This window comes from Pseudothermotoga lettingae TMO, assembly GCF_000017865.1.
In the GTDB taxonomy this organism is placed as follows: Bacteria; Thermotogota; Thermotogae; order Thermotogales; family DSM-5069; genus Pseudothermotoga_B; species Pseudothermotoga_B elfii.
Genome location: NC_009828.1, coordinates 1,249,874 through 1,266,453, shown reverse-complemented (window position 1 = coordinate 1,266,453; position 16,580 = coordinate 1,249,874). Strand labels below are relative to the sequence as shown.

Here is a 16,580-nt window from a genome sequence, read left to right as displayed (position 1 = left end):
TATGAAATTTTTCTCAGCAGGTAAGGTCAGAGACAATATCAAAAAATTCGAGAGGAAATACAAAAAGCACTATCCGATTTTCTTGTTACTGGAGAGCCTGTTTTTAACCACCAACGTTCTCACTCCACTTCTCATAAAAAAGACCATCGACAGTGCATTCTACAGGGGCTCTGTAGAAGAAGTCATTCTGTTTTCTATGTTTTACTTTGTTGTTCTTGTGTTCCAGACATTCATCATGTACAGACTGAACTACTCAGTTGTGAAATACCTGCTGAACGCATCACGGGTTAAAGAATCAAAGGGTGCCTATGCAAAAATCCTGACACTTCCACTATCTTTTCTAAGCTCGAAAAACACAGGTGACTATCTTTCGGTGTTCATGAGTGATATTCCGAAGGTGTCTTCGGGGATTTATCTTGCAAGGTTACAGTTTTTCTTCAATCTGGGTTTTTTTCTTGTTGTTCTTTCGCTTCTGTTCATCTTGAATGTAAAACTTACCCTTGTGGTCCTGGTGAGTATCGCCCTGTTTTTTGTATCAACCTCAATCCTGAGAAGGCTGGTCATCAAAACTTCTCAAAAAGATCAGGAAGCCTACCAGAGATTTTTGAAAAGATCCAGAGAAGTGATGGAAGGAATACCGGTTCTCAAACAGTTTTCTGGCTTCTTTTTTCTCAGAGATTTCCTCGATTCAAGTGCTAGAGAGTGGAGCAGGGCGAGCATTACCCACAGTACAGTAAACGAACTGTCAAACAGAAACATCGACATGAACAGATGGGTTGGAGGTACCATTGTCCTTGCCTTCGGTGTTTACCTTCTCTGGAAAGGTGAGATAAGTGTTGGAACGCTTCTGGCTTTTGAGTCCTACATGAACTGGATGTACGATATTGTCAGAATGGCACTCACAGGCTTGACGATGTTTTTCTCGACACTTCCAAACTGGGAAAATTTTGCAAGAGTGTTTTCCCTACCTTTTGAAAGAGCAGGCGGCATAAATCTTGAAAAGTTCGAAAAACTGCTGTTGAAAAACGTGCATTTTAAATACGATGAAATACCTGTTCTCGCTGGTTTGAACCTCGAGATAAACTCCGGAGACAAGATAGCCATAGTGGCAAGATCTGGTGCAGGAAAGAGTACACTGGTTTCTCTCTTCAGCAGACTACTGTCTCCCGCAAAGGGTGAAATTCTCATAAACGGTGTTCCCATTGAGCAATACTCTCTTCTTTCACTCAGAAGAAACATCGTTCTTGTTCGCTCAAACGATATACTTTTTGATACAACGATCAAAAACAACGTGACACTTTTCGAAGACTTTTCAAAAGAAGAAATAGAAAGAGTTCTTAGAATGTGCGAATGCGACTTTGTTGAGAAACTGGAAAATGGAATAGACACAGTTGTTGGTGAAAGAGAGACAAGACTCTCAGATGGTCAGAGACAGAGAATCATTCTTGCAATGGCTTTAATTAGAAAACCACAGATACTAATCTTGGATGAAATTACCTCTGGCATAGATAGTGAAACAGAAGAAAGGATACTTGAAAGGATTTTGAAAGAGATCGATACTGTTGTTATTATCTCCCACAGGCTTTCTACTATAAAGAAGGCTGGCAGAATCATCGTACTGAACGATGGAAAGGTAGAAGCTGAAGGAACACATGATGAACTCATGGAAAAATCCTCCACATACAGAAAAATAGTGGAAAATCAATTGACAACATAAGTACCTGCAAGAATTTTGTGAACACACACAAGACTATTTGATTCGAAAACACCTGCTGGTATTCATATTGACAGGTGTTTTTATCAATTTTAAATTGTATGGTAGCATTAGATATTATATAGTAGCAGAACGAAAAAGAGGGGGGATATTGTGAAAAGCAAAGAGCGAAAATCAAGAAAAAGGTGGATCACAGATTGGTGGCCAAACAGACTAAACCTGAAAATTTTAAGGCAAAACTGTTCAGATTCAAATCCATACGGATCAGATTATGATTATCTCAAAGAGGTTAAAACTCTCGATGTTGATGCTGTTATAGAAGATTTGAAAAAACTTATGAAGACTTCTCAAGACTGGTGGCCCGCTGATTTTGGACATTATGGTCCTCTTTTTATTCGACTTTCGTGGCATAGTGCCGGGAGCTACAGAATTCACGATGGCAGAGGTGGTGCTAAAAACGGCAGTATTCGGTTTCCAGCAAGGATAAACTGGCCGGACAATATAAACCTCGATAAGGCTATCAGGTTACTCTGGCCTATCAAGAAAAAATACGGAAAAAAGCTCTCTTGGGCAGATTTGATTATTCTTGCCGGGACTGTTGCCCTGCAGGATATGGGTGTAAAAATTCTGGGATTTTCTCTTGGCAGAGAGGATGTTTTTGAAGCCGATGAAAGCCCGGATTGGGGAGCCGAGCAGGAAATGTTGAGCGGAAAAGAACGTTTTAAAGAAGGAGAACTGGAGAAACCTTTTGCTGCAACAGAAATGGGGTTGATCTATGTCAATCCTGAAGGCCCCATGGGAAATCCCGATCCATCTGGATCTGCCAAAGAAATAAGACTTGCTTTTACCAGAATGGGTATGAATGATGAAGAAACAGTGGCTTTGATTGCTGGTGGGCATTCTTTTGGAAAATGCCATGGAGCCGGACCTAGCAAAGATCTCGGTCCAGACCCAAGCTCTTCGCCCATAGAACAAATGGGGTTGGGATGGAAATACACATACAAAACCGGTAAGGCTTCTGATACATATACATCGGGATTTGAAGTCATATGGTCTTCAAAGCCAACGAAATTTGGTATACAGTATTTGAAGTTTCTCTTGGAATTCGAATGGGAACTCGAAAAAAGCCCAGATGGGAAAAACCAGTGGGTGGCTAAAAATGCCCCGGAAATGATTCCTGATCCTTTCGATCCAAACAAAAAGCACAAACCCCGAATGCTCACAGCCGATCTGGCTTTGAAATTTGATCCGATTTATTCAAAAATTGCAAAAAAGTTTCTTGAAAATCCCGAAGAATTTGAAAAAGCCTTTGCCTGGGCGTGGTTTAAGCTTACCCACAGAGATATGGGGCCAAAATCGTGCTATATCGGTCCTTATGTTCCAAGAGAAGAATTCATCTGGCAGGATCCTTTACCGAAAAGAGATTATGAACTGATCGATGAAGAAGATATTGAATATCTGAAAAAGCAGATCCTCAACTCTGGTATAAATATTTCTCAACTGGTCTATACCGCCTGGTCTTCAGCCTCAACTTACAGAGATTCTGACAGAAGAGGTGGAGCTAACGGAGCACGGATAAGGTTGCGCCCAATGAATCTATGGGAGGTAAATCATCCAGATGATCTGATAAAGATCATAAAGGTTTATGAAAAAATCCAGAAAAACTTCAATGAAGAACAGAAAAACAACAAGAAGGTTTCCATAGCCGATTTGATAGTTCTCGGAGGCTGTGCTGCTATAGAATCTGCTGCTAAAAAGGCCGGGTTTGATATCAGAGTTCCATTCATTCCTGGAAGAGTAGATGCCCTTCAAGATCAGGTTGAGGAAGAATTTTACAGAGAAATAGAACCTTTTGCAGACGGTTTCAGGAATTACTTCAAAGATCCATACAAAATAGATGAATCAGATATTAGCACAACTCCAGAATATTTTCTAATAGACAAAGCCCAGTTATTAAAACTAACTGTGCCAGAACTGGTTGTAATCGTTGGAGGATTGAGAGTACTCGGAGCTGTTTACAGTTATAAAAATTATGGAGTTTTAACACATACTGTAGGCACTCTGACAAATGACTTTTTTGTAAATCTGCTGGATATGAATATTGAGTGGAAACAGATAGATGAACATCGTTATTTGTTTGAGGGATTTAATAGAAAAACAAAAGAGCCGGAGTTCAAAGCAACAAGAGTAGATCTTATCTTTGCCCATCACGATGAACTGCGAGCTGTCGCGGAAGTCTATGCGAGTGATGATGAAAAGGAAAAGTTTGTATCTGACTTTATTAAAACTTGGGATAAAGTTATGACTCTGGACAGGTTTGATTTGAAAGTATAGCAAAAAAGTGTATTTTCAGAAAGGCGGTACAAGTGAAAATACATATAGCGTTTGCAATGATTTTTGTGGTCTCCTCGCTTTGTTTTGCATTGAATGTCATTGAATTGCACAGAAATGGTGTCACATTTCTGTATGCAAAAGAATTTGCAATTTCTTTGCAAAGCTCGCAAACAGCCCTGATCAACAGGCACATCGATGGGGACACTGTCGAGGTTAGATTGAATGAAAAAGTAAAAACACTGCGAATTATTGGCCTGGATACTCCAGAAAGTGTTCATCCACAAAAAGAGGTGGAATATTTTGCGCGAGCAGCATCACTTTTCACAAAGATACTCCTTGAGAAAGACGGTAGGGTTTTTCTAACGTTTCAGTATCCTGATTTATTAGATAGATATCAGCGTTTGCTCGCACATGTTTGGTACTATGCTTTTGATAGCTCGAACGAGCCTGTCCTTGTTTCTCACAGTTTGGTTTTATTACTCAATGGTTATGGGCGCGCTTTGACATCTTACAGAGTAGATGAACCAATGCGCGATTTTTTATTGCAAGCAGAACGCTATGCAAGAGAAAACAGTCTTGGCCTGTGGGGAAAGATCGATGAAAACATGGTTCTACAAAATCTCAAATCTGGTTTTAGCACTACACCTGTTTCTGTTGGGGTTTATGTAGAGTACAAAGGTCAAGCCGAAAAGGTATTTGTAATAAATCTCGGTGGTACAGAGCTAAATCTGAAAGGCTGGAAAATAGAAAGTTATGGAGGGCAATCATTTATTTTCCCAGATTTTGTGCTCAAACCTCGCGAATCTGTAGTGATTTCATCCGGGCCAAAAGCAGCCGGGACATTCATCTGGACAAAAATACATATCTGGAACAATTCTGGCGACGAAGCAAGAGTGTATGATCAAAATGGAAAACTGGCTGGAAGATATTTCTACCCAATGGTTTTTTATTTGGACCATGGTGTATTAAATTTTGAACACATCAGTTTCTGAGATGATATTAAACTAATTCTTGTTTACTGTTTTGAAAGGCAAGTTTTGTTAATATAGTCTTTAGAGATATAAATTCAGGAGGCATGTTGAATGAGACTGCTTTCATTGGTTGGAGCAAGGCCGCAGATTATAAAAGAAGCGATTATTCACAAAAGATTGAAAGAGCATGATATAGAAGAGATCCTCGTTCATTCTGGGCAACACTATGATTACAACATGTCAGATGTGTTTTTTGAGGTGCTTGGCATAAGAAACCCAGACTACAATCTCAATGTCGGTTCAGCCAGCCATGGAGAAATGACAGGGAAAATCATGATAGAGTTTGAAAAAGTAGTTTTGAAGGAAAAACCAGACATGATACTGGTTTATGGAGATACAAACACCACTCTTGCAGGCGCGATCGTTGGGGCAAAGTTAAAGATACCAGTTGCACACATCGAAGCAGGAATCAGACAGGAGCCAAAAGACATGCCAGAGGAGATAAACAGAGTATTGACAGATCATGTATCAACATATTTGTTCTGTCCCTCAGCGCTCGCTGTAGAGAATTTGAAAAAAGAAGGGATAGAAAAAGGGGTGTATTTTGCTGGCGATGTGATGTACGATCTGTATCTGCAGATGGAAAAAAGTTTCAGGTATGATACATACAAAGCTCTTGAACTAAAAGAAAACGAATATGTACTTGTCACACTTCACAGAGATTTCAATGTCGACAGCAAAGAGAAATTTGAAAAAATTCTTCAGCAACTGAAAAAGATATCTGAGCAAATAAAAATAGTGTTTCCAATACATCCAAGGACAAGAAAGAGAATAGAAGACTTCAAGCTGTGGAAATATTTAGAAAATGCTGTGATAATCGAGCCAGTGGATTATCTGAATCTAATGGGTCTTGTGAAGAACTGCTGGAAGGTCATAACAGACAGTGGAGGCCTTCAAAAAGAGGCTTACTTTGCTGGAAAACAAGCAGTGGTTGTAATGCCAGACACAGGTTGGAGAGAGCTTGTTGAAGTAAAATGGAACAGTCTATCAGATGAAAATAACTTGTTCGATATAACCATGGAAGATAACTCTGTGGAATATCCTGAAAATGTCTATGGCGATGGAAATTCTTCGGAAAAAATTGTTGAGATTATAAAGACGAGTTTTTTCAGGAATAGTTGAAAGATTTTATGTAATCGGTAAAGAATTTCTTTATACTGAGCCATTTTTCTTCCACTTCTTCAAAATCTATGTTTTTCTCTGCGTCTTCGAAATATACGAGTGCCTTAAGGAATATAAGCGGATTATAACCCTTGTATTTTCTCTCAAGCATTGAAAGCAATTCTTTCATACCCCATCTGTAAATGTTGATTAAATACCATAAATCGAAGAAATCTTTTTTGAGTCCTCTCTGAGCGATTGCGCTCATTTTCATACAAGCAATATCTTTATCATGTGCTAAATAAAGATCTGTGATCTTGTCTGGTTCTTCTAAAAGTGGGTATGGATATTCAAATAGTGAAACCTTAATCCCATCTAATTGAAAAATAAGCGTTTGGTTATCTTTATAAATAAATTCTATATTGAAATGTTTGTATATCTCGTTCTCGTATATGTTTGAAAAGTTTTTTTCAGGAAAAAGGAAAAAGTCAAAATCCAAAGAAGGCCTGTGGTTGTATTTCAAGCAAAGAGATGTTCCACCTGCAAGGTAAAAATCATGGAAAATACCTAATTGCAGAAGTTTCTCTAAAACTTTCATTTGATCTTCTCTCAATTTCTTCATCAGAAACCTCCAGCAAAATTTTCCAGAAACTTCTATCTTTGCCACGAAATCTATGGAGATTGCTTAGGAAAATTTCTTTCAGTTTCTCTTTATGGTATTCATTCAAAAGCCATTTTAGATCATCCACATTTCCCAGAATCATTTTTCTGATAATTGTTTCAACACCTGTACAATAATCCCAGGAGAAATTCATTTTTTACCACCTTTTTTATTTTACCACAAGCCATGAACAGTGATAGTTCGCATGAAATTGAAAATACAGTAGAAAACGTCCATACCATCAATATATCACAGCAGGATGAACAAGTCAGGTCACTTTATGTCTTCGAGCTTTATTCTACGCGAGTGTTCTTTTGAAAAGGTTTATAGTATCAAGCAAAAGACCATTACAGGCTGATTTCAAAAGAAACCATTTTGTTTCATCTCTCAATTTGTCCCACTTGTTGTTAAAAGCATCTTTTAGAGTTGCCTCTGCAAAGTTCATGAACACATTTTCTCTGTCTTTTACCTCTCTCCATTCCCTGATTTTTAAAGTGAGAGCTTCTTCAACAAAATGTATCTGTGAACTGGTTAGATTCGTTAGAACATCCCACAACTCGAGTATTTCAGAAATTTCATAAAAATAATATGGTCTTTCTGTGAGGAGTCTGTAGATCTCATCTGCTCTTTTTATCTTCTCTCCTTTTGAATAAGCTATATTGTATCTGTCTGTATTTTCCGAAAGTAGATCGAAGTCGAAATATCCTGGATAGAGATAGAAGATCTTTCCTTTAGAGATTGGATTCAGATCATCGAGAGTATATTTGTTCTCATGTTCTACGGGCTTTGCAGGATAAAAACCATAGAACTCATCGTGTCTTTGAATATTCCACCATGGATCCATTGCCACTTGTTTTTTGAATTCTTCATCCTCAAGCATTCTGTTTTCTGCATCGAGAAATAAATAAAGAGGGAATTTTCTTTTTGTCACAAGGAGCTTGATGTTTAAAGAAAGCTTTCCTATAACTCTTTTAAACATTTCGTTGTATAGATCTGTAACCAGAGCTATGATTTTCATCGAGTCTTGCGCGGGAACTATTAGGCGAAGTGAGAATGGGGATTTGTTGATTTCAATTAATGGATAGTATTCTTCTATTTTTATATTATTTTCGTCGGGCTTTACTGATTTGTTCAATAGATTTTCGTCTGGATCATCTTCTGGAGCGAGATGCTTAAATTCCTGTTTTAGCGCCTCTTTAACAGCTTCTTCCCCTATGTTATTGTTAAACTTGAATTTTCCAAGAGATTCTATTGTATAGAATTCTCCATTTTCATCGTGAAAAACGAGTAGTTTTTGTGGCTTTAAATCATCTATTTGAACTAAGTAAGGAGTTTTCTCTTCTATTCCCATCCCTTGCTTTAGTTTAGATTTTAAGTCAGTATAATTTACGAAAAACTTTATTCTTTTCCATTTATTGCTGTAGATCTTATTTTTTACCTCACTAACTACCAAATCAAAGAATTCAGTTGTTTCCTGCCATATCCTGTACAATCGGGCAGGAGACGGGTTCTGGGTGAAAAGCAATTTTTGTAGGTTAGATGGATTAAATGGTTCAGGTTTTAATCGTTCCTTTAAGTTATTAACAAATCTTTCGACATAATTTCCATCAGATGAATGATCCTGTGAAGAGCTAATATCTTCAAAAAATGTGTTTATTAAATTGCTTTTAAATCCAGCATCCTCTTTAATATCCTCATCTGTAATAGTTTTGAGTAACTCCTTCGACAGATTCATATTATTCTTTTTTTCTATATTTACTCCTTTATTTCTTAACTTTTGAATGTTTTGTTTATTTTCAAAAAACTTTTTTGCTTTTTTAGAGTTCAACCAATCTTCAAATGTCTGCGAATAAATTGTTCCTACCATTGTTCCATCGAGCCATTTATCAAGGTAAAAATTCAAAGATATCAAAGCAATTTTGTTGTTTTTATCTGCAACTTCGTCTATCCATATAGTTTCTTCTCTGTTTGAAAGCCATTTTGAAAGCCTTCCTTGCCTTCGCTTATAACATATTTTGCATCTTTCTTTTCCTTCATCTCTTGGTCTGATACCACAAACAGGACATATGCTTTGTCTAACAGTAAAGGATGGAAGATCAGGATTTTCCAGATATCTTTCCTTATCTTCAACAAATAATACTGGTGTCATTTTGGGTACCTTTTTCTTTTCGAATGCAGATCTCTGTACATTAGCAATGATCGTGAGAGTTCGGGTTGCCTCACTCAAGATGAAAAATGGCCACAGTTCGTTCTGGGTTTCTTTTTGAATCGTTTCTAAAGCAATTTTTGCACATTCTTCTGCAAGATCACAAGCCCTGTTCAGGTCTGGGAAAGTGAAATAAATTCCATTCATGTCTTCAAAGACCACATTACCCACAGGAATTTCTTCCTCGAAAATCCCCGTTAACTTCTTCTTGAGATTTTCTATCACATCGTTTCTTGACTGGATCTCAGCCACCTTTTTTCCTTTGTTTATGAATTCCATTCCATTCCAGCATATAGCGAATATTCTCCATTTTAAATCCTGAGGATTTGGATTTGTTCCACATGTTATTGCAGCTAAAACAGATTTAAACAAAGATGCTGTTGAATAAGAATGATCCCACAAAGTGACATCGTTTGCCGGAATTCTTGTTTCCCCAAGGGCATGAGAAAATGGGGTTTTGAGAATGTTGATCAGATTGCTTCTGAGATGCTTTGCATCTAACGACCGATAATTCTTGAAGAGTTCAATCAATTCGTCTTGAAGATCATCAAATATTTTTTGGAGGCAGTTCAGGTCTATTTTCTCTTTTGGATGACCAAACGGCGAAGAAATCCATGTGCTATCCAAGTGCTGCTTTCTCCTTACTATACCCTTGTCATCAGCAGAGTCTTTCCTGTCACATTCTTTTAAACACTTTAAAATGTTATTCGTTGAGTTATCATGATGAAATCTGATGGAATCGTATATCGACATGCTTTCAGTGTTTATCTTCATATCTATGCTTTTGAAAAAATCAATTAGCTCTGCTTTAATAAGCTGATCTATACCTCCGGAATGATGAGGCAGTCCTTTTATGCCTTCTACAGACTGTGTTTTGATAAAATTAGGATGGAGTTTTCCAATATCATGAAGTAGTGCACAGATTTCCCCGATCAATATCATCTCTCTGTTGTTTTTAATCATTTCAACACACATAGTCTTCACCTCTTGAAGTACAATTGAAAACACCGTTTCAAAATCTGGCAGTTCCTTTAATTGATGACCAAGAGAAATTTCCCATGCATTTCTGAAATCATTTTTCCTGCTTTCAAGATCCTGGATGTCAACTACAACCCCTTTTTCTTTGAATTTTTCAGGAAGAATTTTAAGAACCTTTCTTCTGTCGATATCATTCGTCTTACTCCATAGATACCAAACATCATATAAATCTCTTGGCCGTGTTCTTTGAAACAGACTCCTTATTTTTTCTGCTACTATTTCTTCCAGAGAATATACTTTTACTTCACAGTCCAGGTCATCAGAATAAAGGTGAATTATCTTTTCCCTGAGCACGGGTAGTAATATTCTTTCATTCTTAGCTTTTGTTATATCCAACTTTATTTTGGTTCTATTTTCACCTCTCTGCATAAACTGAAAGTAAGTATCAATCTCAAAACCGTTATTATTTTTCTGAAACTCAAAATCCTCGAAAAAATTCATTCCACTTTCTTCCCTTGCCTTTTCAATAACTTTATCGATAGTTGTTTTAAATTCTTCTGCACTAAATTCCTCAAGCAGAGTGAAATCAAGATCATCAGAGAATCTGTAATTACTTATATACACTTTCCTTATGCCAGTTCCTCCCTTCAAAACTAAAGGAAGGGAAGACAAAGCCATTAATAGCCAATTCTGAGCATAATCTCTTTCAATAGTTGATGGATTTACCCCGTATTCCCTCGCTTTCTGCTTCATTTCGTTTTGCGTAATCATTCCAGCGCCCCCAGAATTTTCTCATCAAGATTCACGATCAGATGCCATTTTGCATCTTTGATTCCATTCTTTGGCATTGTTGGATCAAGATACAGGTAATTCCTCGTCTCAATTTCTGGTAGGTTTATCTCAATTCTCAAAAATTCACACAAAAACCCAAGTCGCCTGAGAACAGCAGAATTATTTATTTTCTCAGCGTATGATACTAATTTATCTTTATCAAATCTTCCATTCTTCAAGGATTTTGCTACTTCTATTATTCCTCCACTGTATTGAGGTTTATCCAGACAATCTATAATTGTCTTTTCTCTGTCTGTAATAGTTATTTGAGTTTCCTCTATCCATTCTTTTCGAAAGCCAAAAAACTTCGTTTGTGCTACTCTTACTATTCTGTAATTAATTCCAAAAATTTCGAGGGTTTGCTCTTTCTTCCTTGATGTGGTTTGAACAAACACTGTACTTGGTATCTGTTCAGTCAAACCATAGTAATGAAGAGCGCTCCAGTAAGCAATCGCATAGGGCTTAACAAGAGTGGAAGCAATAACAAACTCACTCAGAGTGTATTTACCCTTTTCGGCGCCAAGAGGAATGATCATATATTTTCCCTTTTCTATTCTTTCAATCCATCCTCGCTTTTCAAGGCGACTCAAAATTACCCACAGAGTTTTTCTTGAAATATTGAATGTCTCAACCACTTCCTCAAAGGTAAAAGTATTACCCCTTTTTGCAAGACGATCCAGCAGGTTGATTCTCATTTTTATACACCATCCTTAACGCTATTGTTATGTGTGGTGTATAATATTGAGAAAATCCCTTTTTTGTCTTTGGGGTAAATTTCTATGTTTTCTTCTTTCAGTTCCTCAATTGTCCCGAAACCAGATGTCTTTTTTGCCGAAAATCCATAGGTATAGAACATAAGTTTCAAAGCGCTCGCAAGAAAATGTAGATCCTCTCCGATTTGTTTTTCTTCAAAATTTTTTCCTTTGGGATAAGGAACGTACAGAAGATAGAACTCACCTTTACTACCCTGCTTCATAACTTCCATAAATATTGGACCTCTGGCTGGTGTTCTGGTATCTCTTTTAAGCGGTGTGATGACATCTTTTTTTGAATCTTCTTCAAAAAATGTTGGGAAAAAATAGAGCCTTCCTTTTAATTTTTCTTCGTCTTCAGTTTCTGAACCAAAGAGGCGATTTATGATTTCTTTTTTGTTTTGACAGTCAACTCTTTCGGCAGCAAATCTCAGATGGCCTTTCCACGTTGAAGGTCTGACCATTGGAAGTCCTGTGAACTTGTCTCTGACGATCGGGTTTTCAAAAATTTTGTCATCGATAATATGAAACTCTCCCTCGTCTTTACTTGTGTATGGCTTTTTGAGGGTGAAAGTGATTTTGATCAATACAGAGCCGTTGGGAAGATATGCTAAATCTTCTTCTTTGGGGTAAAAGACGTGTATGTCTTCATTTTTAGATTTATTCTTTAACTTATCTTTCTCTTTGGCCAGTGGAAGAATGAATACTTCTTCCAAATACTGTTTTTCCTTTTCCTTGTTCCATTCATTGAAATCTTTTATCTTTACCTTTGATAAATAATAATCATGCACCACTCTGACCCCTCCAGTATTTTTCATACAAAAGATCCAGGGCCTCTTCGCCCTTTAAAAATTTCCATCCGTTTTCTTCTTTCCAGGCCTCTTTGAGTCGCGCCTTAATGGTGTCAAAATCTATCTGAATATCTGGATTGATAAAGCCAAATGTTCTGGGAAAAGTTTTGAAACTGAAGATCTTCTTACTCTCTCTTTGAGAGCCAGCAAGCCATTTGGAGATAGTATCGTTCGAGTTGGATAATCCCCTTGCTTGATTTTTGGGTTCCTTTCTTCCCAAAACCTTATTGAATGTACTGTTATTACTGTCTTGACGAGCAAGATACTTTCCTTTGACACACCAGAAATTCTTTATGGAAACCCACTTTGGGCTTTCTCGATTCATGTGATATTGCAAGGAGCTTTTCACGTAATTTTCTAAATCTTCTTTTGGTAAAATGCTCAGTTTTGATTCTATGATTTCTATCAATCCGAAATCTGAATGATGATGCTTGTCTTCACGTCCATTTTCATCTGAAGGCTTAAACACAGTTTTGCCACCAATTGCTCCATATTCAGCTATAAAATGAAGCGTTAAATTGAGAAGTGACCATTCTTCTGTGCTTATTCCTTTTAAAGATATGAATTTGAAAATCAATTCTTCATTTTCCTTGGCACACCCCACTTTAACTTTTCCATCCTTATCCAAAATGTGCAAAACAAACTTCCTGGCCCATCCTGTGCAGCCAAACAACTGACATGCTGGGCATATTTGTTCACTCAGTGCTTTTTGTTGAGATTTACCATTTTTCAGAGCTTCTTTAAACCTTTTTTGGTCCAATGAGCACCTGCCATCAATTGTTGGATCACATGCATACCCACCCAATCCCCTGATCAGCGCTTCGTACCACCATCTTAAACTTCCAATGATACCTGTTTCTCTAAGAGTTTCACATTTTCTATTTGCATTTCCCGTCCATATGGGTGTCAACGCCTTTATCTTGATGGTGTATTCATCCATTTTTGCTCACCTCTAAGGTGCCGTCCCATCTCACTTTGAATTTTTTAGATTCCATTAGGATCGTCCCTGGGACAAAGTAATATTCAGGAATCGATATGGCAGCTCCCGGTTTATTACCACCTGCAGTTTCTGTTGAATTCGGATCGTAATATCCTCTCCCCGTGAGAAGCTCTATATCTCCCTTGAATTTTAAATTTTCATCATACTTCAAATGGGCAGGAAGAAGCTTGCTTCCTATTTCCACACTTTCAGGATCGTTCCATTCAAAAACTGAAATCTCATTGATTGATTCCAAAACAACATGACCAAAACCATACTTCGATTCTCCACCAAGAATGAGTTCTTCTATCACGTTGGAATTTTCTATGAATATGCCTTCACCCAAAATTATTTTTTCTATTTCTGTATCTTCTTTTATCCAGATACACCCGGCTATTTTCACATCTTTTGTGTTTCCATTTTCATCTTTGAACCTGCTGTTTATGAACTCTATTTCGTGAAGACTTTTATCTTTTGCAGTTCCAGTGGTATCAATCGCAGTTGAAACAAAACTCCCTATGAACCTGTATTCGAATTCTGATTTGGTTATCTCATGGCTGTTGTCTCCATATTTCAAACCATTTTCTGTATAACACGGAAAATAAACCGTTTTTCCATCATAGACGTAGAAATAAGAAAACCTGAAATTCTTCATAACCTTCACGCCGATATCTTTGTAATTTTCCGCTTTTGGTTTTTCATACAGATATTCTGTTATTCTCTTTGTTATAGCGCCCCAGAAATTTCTTCCAGGAACATAGTAACGCGTGGGAGAAAACACAAACACTTCGAAAGGCATATAGCCTATGTGAAGAGGGCTCTTCAATCTGAAGACGACATTGAGTTTTTTCCACATCTTTCTCACCCGATTTTTGCATGATACAACGCATAGATCAACGCACGCTCAATAATTCTTTTCATGAAAAGTAATTTATCTATATCTTTTGCGACTTCTACCAGGTTTCTGCAGAGAATAGCAAAATCTTCGTCAAATCTTTCTGAATCATTCAAAAGATATCTTTTTATCTCAGGTTCATTCAACAAACCTGTGAGTTTTTCTCTGACTGTTTTATCTTTATCCTCAAGCCACAGAAACATTGCATAAATGCCATCTTCTTGAAGAACACCAAGGGCTTTTCTTAAGTTGTTTTCTAATTTGTCCTTATCAGTGCTCGATGTTAAAATTTCCTGGGCAATTTTCATGCACTCAAAGTCAAGATTGTGCATCATTCACGCCCCCCGTTGAACCACTGTCGACGTTGTTAAGCAGCAATTCCAATCTTCCAAATCCCCTTGTACCCATTCCGCCTATGCCGAGATTTTTGAGATATGGGCTAACGGCATTCATTATTGCCTTTATCACGTTGCCTGAAATAGAGTTTCGTGTCTTATCGTGGCAAATTTCAAAGCCAAAGATTGTACCTCTTGGTATCGCTTCATAGGTGAAAAGAGCTCCTTCTACCGCTGTGCCGGTATCTTTGTCTATTTTCACAGAAGTTCTCACTTCAAGATTGTCGTTTATAATGTGAGAAAAAAGCTTGTCTGACAAAACAACAATCCTTTTCACCCAATTAACTATTTGAGAAAGAGGAGATTGATTTTTCTCAATTTCGAGTAACAACCAACCAAGGTTCAGCGGCTTTGTTGTATCTATTCCACAAAGTGCAAAAGCTTTATCTCCCAGGCCATCTGGAATTTCATTTTTTACGCCAAACCAGTAGTTGAGAAGTTCTTTTGTGGTTATCCATACTGTGCCCTGGATCGAAGAGACAGGAAAGAAGATTATCTGGCCATCATAAAAACGTAAAATACCCTTTTTTGTTTCAGTTCCAAATAACTCTTCAATATCAATACCTTTGAGTATTTTGTCTGTATCGCTTTTCTTTTCATCTTCTTCTTTAACAGCTTCTGCAAATGCCCTTATCACTCCTGAGATGGAAGTTCCTGGAATCTTTGGTACATCTGTTGCTGGATCTCTCACAATAGTGTTATCCACTCTGCCCAATCTATATCCTCCTGCTCCGATGTGAACAGGATCAAGGGCTCTTGCAAAGACTTTTTCGTACTCCCACATATTGTCCCCCCTAATCCAAAAGCAAGAAATCTGTAAATCTGTTTGTATTATATCACTATTTTCATATAAATGTAAACTAATAAGTACTTCGACACCGTCGACAAGCTCGACAAATATTGAATCAGCTCAACAGTAATCAATCAACATCTTTAAAGATACCATTCAAGGGGGATCTTTTCAAAAAAGGGGACCCGGGTTCAGCATGATCATAAACGCCGGCCAAATCTTTCACTTGCCTTTTTTTCGAACCAGTTTACAAAATCAAAAAAGTTTTCTTTTATAACATCAAGTACATCAATGAAAAGAAGGTATGCGTACCTGGAGAAATATATTCCCAGTCTTTTTACTTTACAGTCTGTCGGCATACCGTCGATATTTCCAATTGTGTAGAGAATATAATAGCCTATTAGCTGGTCAAAATAATTTCTCGTCAAGTCAAGCTTTTTTGTGGTTTTTATATCGATTATCGCATCATCTATGATTAAATCACAGTCTGCTCCACCAACTAATCTGGATGCTTTTCCAAAGGTTGGGTTTAATATGCATATTTTCCTTGATTTGAAATACTCTGGTTTTACTATTGATATCAAATTTCGCAGATCTTTTATGTCATTCTCGTCGATGTTGCTTTCGTCTAAAAAACCATTTCTATATATTGCACGCGCACCTTCTCTATATACTGAATCTATCTGTGCCAGCAATAACACCGTTTTAAACAAGTCGTGATTCATAATACCTGTGTTGATGTATTCGCTGTAAGCTTTTTTTGCATACTGAATTGTTTTTTCAACTTTTTCGATGATTTTATAATCAATGGGGACACCATGCGGCCCCATTAATAAGTAGCAAAGAGCCGATTCACTGACCCAGCTATGTTCTACAGCATCAGGATTTAATCGCTTTATATAAAAACGGAATAGGTAATCAAAAGCAGTGCCCACAAGCGAATAATTGTTTGTCAAAGGAGGTGCTAACAGCTCAGCCTGGAGGTTGAATTGTGGTTTTTTGAAAGTCCGCTCAAGTGCATTTTTTACATCTTTATGTTTTAAAAACGATGTTAAACTCATA

The 16,580-nt window shown here is 37.3% G+C and carries 14 protein-coding genes; 4 read left to right on the top strand and 10 right to left on the bottom strand.

The annotated features are described in order from the left end of the window. Position 1 precedes the first annotated feature (1 nt). The 4 genes from TLET_RS06200 to wecB all read left to right on the top strand — a co-directional run bounded on the left by TLET_RS06200 (position 2) and on the right by wecB (position 6,201). Positions 2–1,717 carry an ABC transporter ATP-binding protein gene (locus TLET_RS06200; RefSeq protein ID WP_012003253.1) on the top strand — a complete coding sequence of 572 codons (1,716 nt, stop codon included), beginning with the start codon at positions 2–4 and terminating at the stop codon, positions 1,715–1,717. A gap of 150 nt (positions 1,718–1,867) precedes the next feature. After that, positions 1,868–4,048 (top strand): catalase/peroxidase HPI, encoded by a 2,181-nt coding sequence (gene katG, locus TLET_RS06195; RefSeq protein WP_012003252.1) that lies wholly within the window; start codon positions 1,868–1,870, stop codon positions 4,046–4,048. Positions 4,049–4,080: 32 nt separating this feature from the next. Continuing rightward, positions 4,081–5,040 (top strand): thermonuclease family protein, encoded by a 960-nt coding sequence (locus TLET_RS10680; protein ID WP_012003251.1) that lies wholly within the window; start codon positions 4,081–4,083, stop codon positions 5,038–5,040. A 90-nt stretch (positions 5,041–5,130) separates the two neighbouring features. Then, entirely contained in the window at positions 5,131–6,201 is a 1,071-nt protein-coding gene (wecB, locus tag TLET_RS06185) for a non-hydrolyzing UDP-N-acetylglucosamine 2-epimerase (protein ID WP_012003250.1), read from the top strand. Here wecB and TLET_RS06180 read toward each other — a convergent pair. The 10 genes from TLET_RS06180 to TLET_RS06135 all read right to left on the bottom strand — a co-directional run bounded on the left by TLET_RS06180 (position 6,188) and on the right by TLET_RS06135 (position 16,579). Then, on the bottom strand, positions 6,188–6,802 hold the full coding sequence (locus tag TLET_RS06180; RefSeq protein WP_012003249.1) for a nucleotidyl transferase AbiEii/AbiGii toxin family protein: 615 nt from the start codon (positions 6,800–6,802) through the stop codon (positions 6,188–6,190). The genes wecB and TLET_RS06180 overlap by 14 nt on opposite strands. Next, positions 6,735–6,995, bottom strand: coding sequence for a hypothetical protein (locus TLET_RS06175; protein ID WP_028843984.1), 261 nt, complete (start codon positions 6,993–6,995; stop codon positions 6,735–6,737). Before TLET_RS06175 ends, TLET_RS06180 begins: the two co-directional genes overlap by 68 nt. A gap of 144 nt (positions 6,996–7,139) precedes the next feature. After that, positions 7,140–10,796 (bottom strand): CRISPR-associated protein Csx11, encoded by a 3,657-nt coding sequence (locus TLET_RS06170; protein WP_012003248.1) that lies wholly within the window; start codon positions 10,794–10,796, stop codon positions 7,140–7,142. Continuing rightward, on the bottom strand, positions 10,793–11,551 hold the full coding sequence (locus TLET_RS06165; protein WP_012003247.1) for a type IV toxin-antitoxin system AbiEi family antitoxin domain-containing protein: 759 nt from the start codon (positions 11,549–11,551) through the stop codon (positions 10,793–10,795). The genes TLET_RS06170 and TLET_RS06165 overlap by 4 nt, the downstream gene beginning before the upstream one ends. Positions 11,552–11,553: 2 nt before the next feature. Then, a complete protein-coding gene (locus TLET_RS06160; protein ID WP_012003246.1) occupies positions 11,554–12,402 on the bottom strand; it encodes an RAMP superfamily CRISPR-associated protein in 849 nt (282 codons plus the stop codon). Then, positions 12,392–13,399 (bottom strand): type III-B CRISPR module RAMP protein Cmr1, encoded by a 1,008-nt coding sequence (gene cmr1 / locus TLET_RS06155; protein ID WP_012003245.1) that lies wholly within the window; start codon positions 13,397–13,399, stop codon positions 12,392–12,394. The genes TLET_RS06160 and cmr1 overlap by 11 nt, the downstream gene beginning before the upstream one ends. Next, positions 13,392–14,294 carry a hypothetical protein gene (locus TLET_RS06150; RefSeq protein ID WP_012003244.1) on the bottom strand — a complete coding sequence of 301 codons (903 nt, stop codon included), beginning with the start codon at positions 14,292–14,294 and terminating at the stop codon, positions 13,392–13,394. Before TLET_RS06150 ends, cmr1 begins: the two co-directional genes overlap by 8 nt. Before the next feature lie 5 nt (positions 14,295–14,299). After that, positions 14,300–14,668, bottom strand: coding sequence for a hypothetical protein (locus tag TLET_RS06145; RefSeq protein ID WP_012003243.1), 369 nt, complete (start codon positions 14,666–14,668; stop codon positions 14,300–14,302). After that, positions 14,652–15,512 carry an RAMP superfamily CRISPR-associated protein gene (locus TLET_RS06140; protein ID WP_012003242.1) on the bottom strand — a complete coding sequence of 287 codons (861 nt, stop codon included), beginning with the start codon at positions 15,510–15,512 and terminating at the stop codon, positions 14,652–14,654. The genes TLET_RS06145 and TLET_RS06140 overlap by 17 nt, the downstream gene beginning before the upstream one ends. Positions 15,513–15,718: 206 nt before the next feature. Then, entirely contained in the window at positions 15,719–16,579 is an 861-nt protein-coding gene (locus TLET_RS06135; protein ID WP_012003241.1) for a hypothetical protein, read from the bottom strand. Position 16,580: the final 1 nt, after the last annotated feature.

What these genes read in the sequence shown, in the direction of transcription:
- TLET_RS06180 (WP_012003249.1), bottom strand. Translation starts at nt 6,802, where the DNA reads ATGAAGAAATTGAGAGAAGATCAAATGAAAGTTTTAGAGAAACTTCTG.
- TLET_RS06140 (WP_012003242.1), bottom strand. Translation starts at nt 15,512, where the DNA reads ATGTGGGAGTACGAAAAAGTCTTTGCAAGAGCCCTTGATCCTGTTCAC.
- TLET_RS06175 (WP_028843984.1), bottom strand. Translation starts at nt 6,995, where the DNA reads ATGAATTTCTCCTGGGATTATTGTACAGGTGTTGAAACAATTATCAGA.
- TLET_RS06170 (WP_012003248.1), bottom strand. Translation starts at nt 10,796, where the DNA reads ATGATTACGCAAAACGAAATGAAGCAGAAAGCGAGGGAATACGGGGTA.
- TLET_RS06150 (WP_012003244.1), bottom strand. Translation starts at nt 14,294, where the DNA reads ATGTGGAAAAAACTCAATGTCGTCTTCAGATTGAAGAGCCCTCTTCAC.
- cmr1 (WP_012003245.1), bottom strand. Translation starts at nt 13,399, where the DNA reads ATGGATGAATACACCATCAAGATAAAGGCGTTGACACCCATATGGACG.
- TLET_RS06200 (WP_012003253.1), top strand. Translation starts at nt 2, where the DNA reads ATGAAATTTTTCTCAGCAGGTAAGGTCAGAGACAATATCAAAAAATTC.
- wecB (WP_012003250.1), top strand. Translation starts at nt 5,131, where the DNA reads ATGAGACTGCTTTCATTGGTTGGAGCAAGGCCGCAGATTATAAAAGAA.
- TLET_RS06165 (WP_012003247.1), bottom strand. Translation starts at nt 11,551, where the DNA reads ATGAGAATCAACCTGCTGGATCGTCTTGCAAAAAGGGGTAATACTTTT.
- TLET_RS06135 (WP_012003241.1), bottom strand. Translation starts at nt 16,579, where the DNA reads ATGAGTTTAACATCGTTTTTAAAACATAAAGATGTAAAAAATGCACTT.
- TLET_RS06145 (WP_012003243.1), bottom strand. Translation starts at nt 14,668, where the DNA reads ATGATGCACAATCTTGACTTTGAGTGCATGAAAATTGCCCAGGAAATT.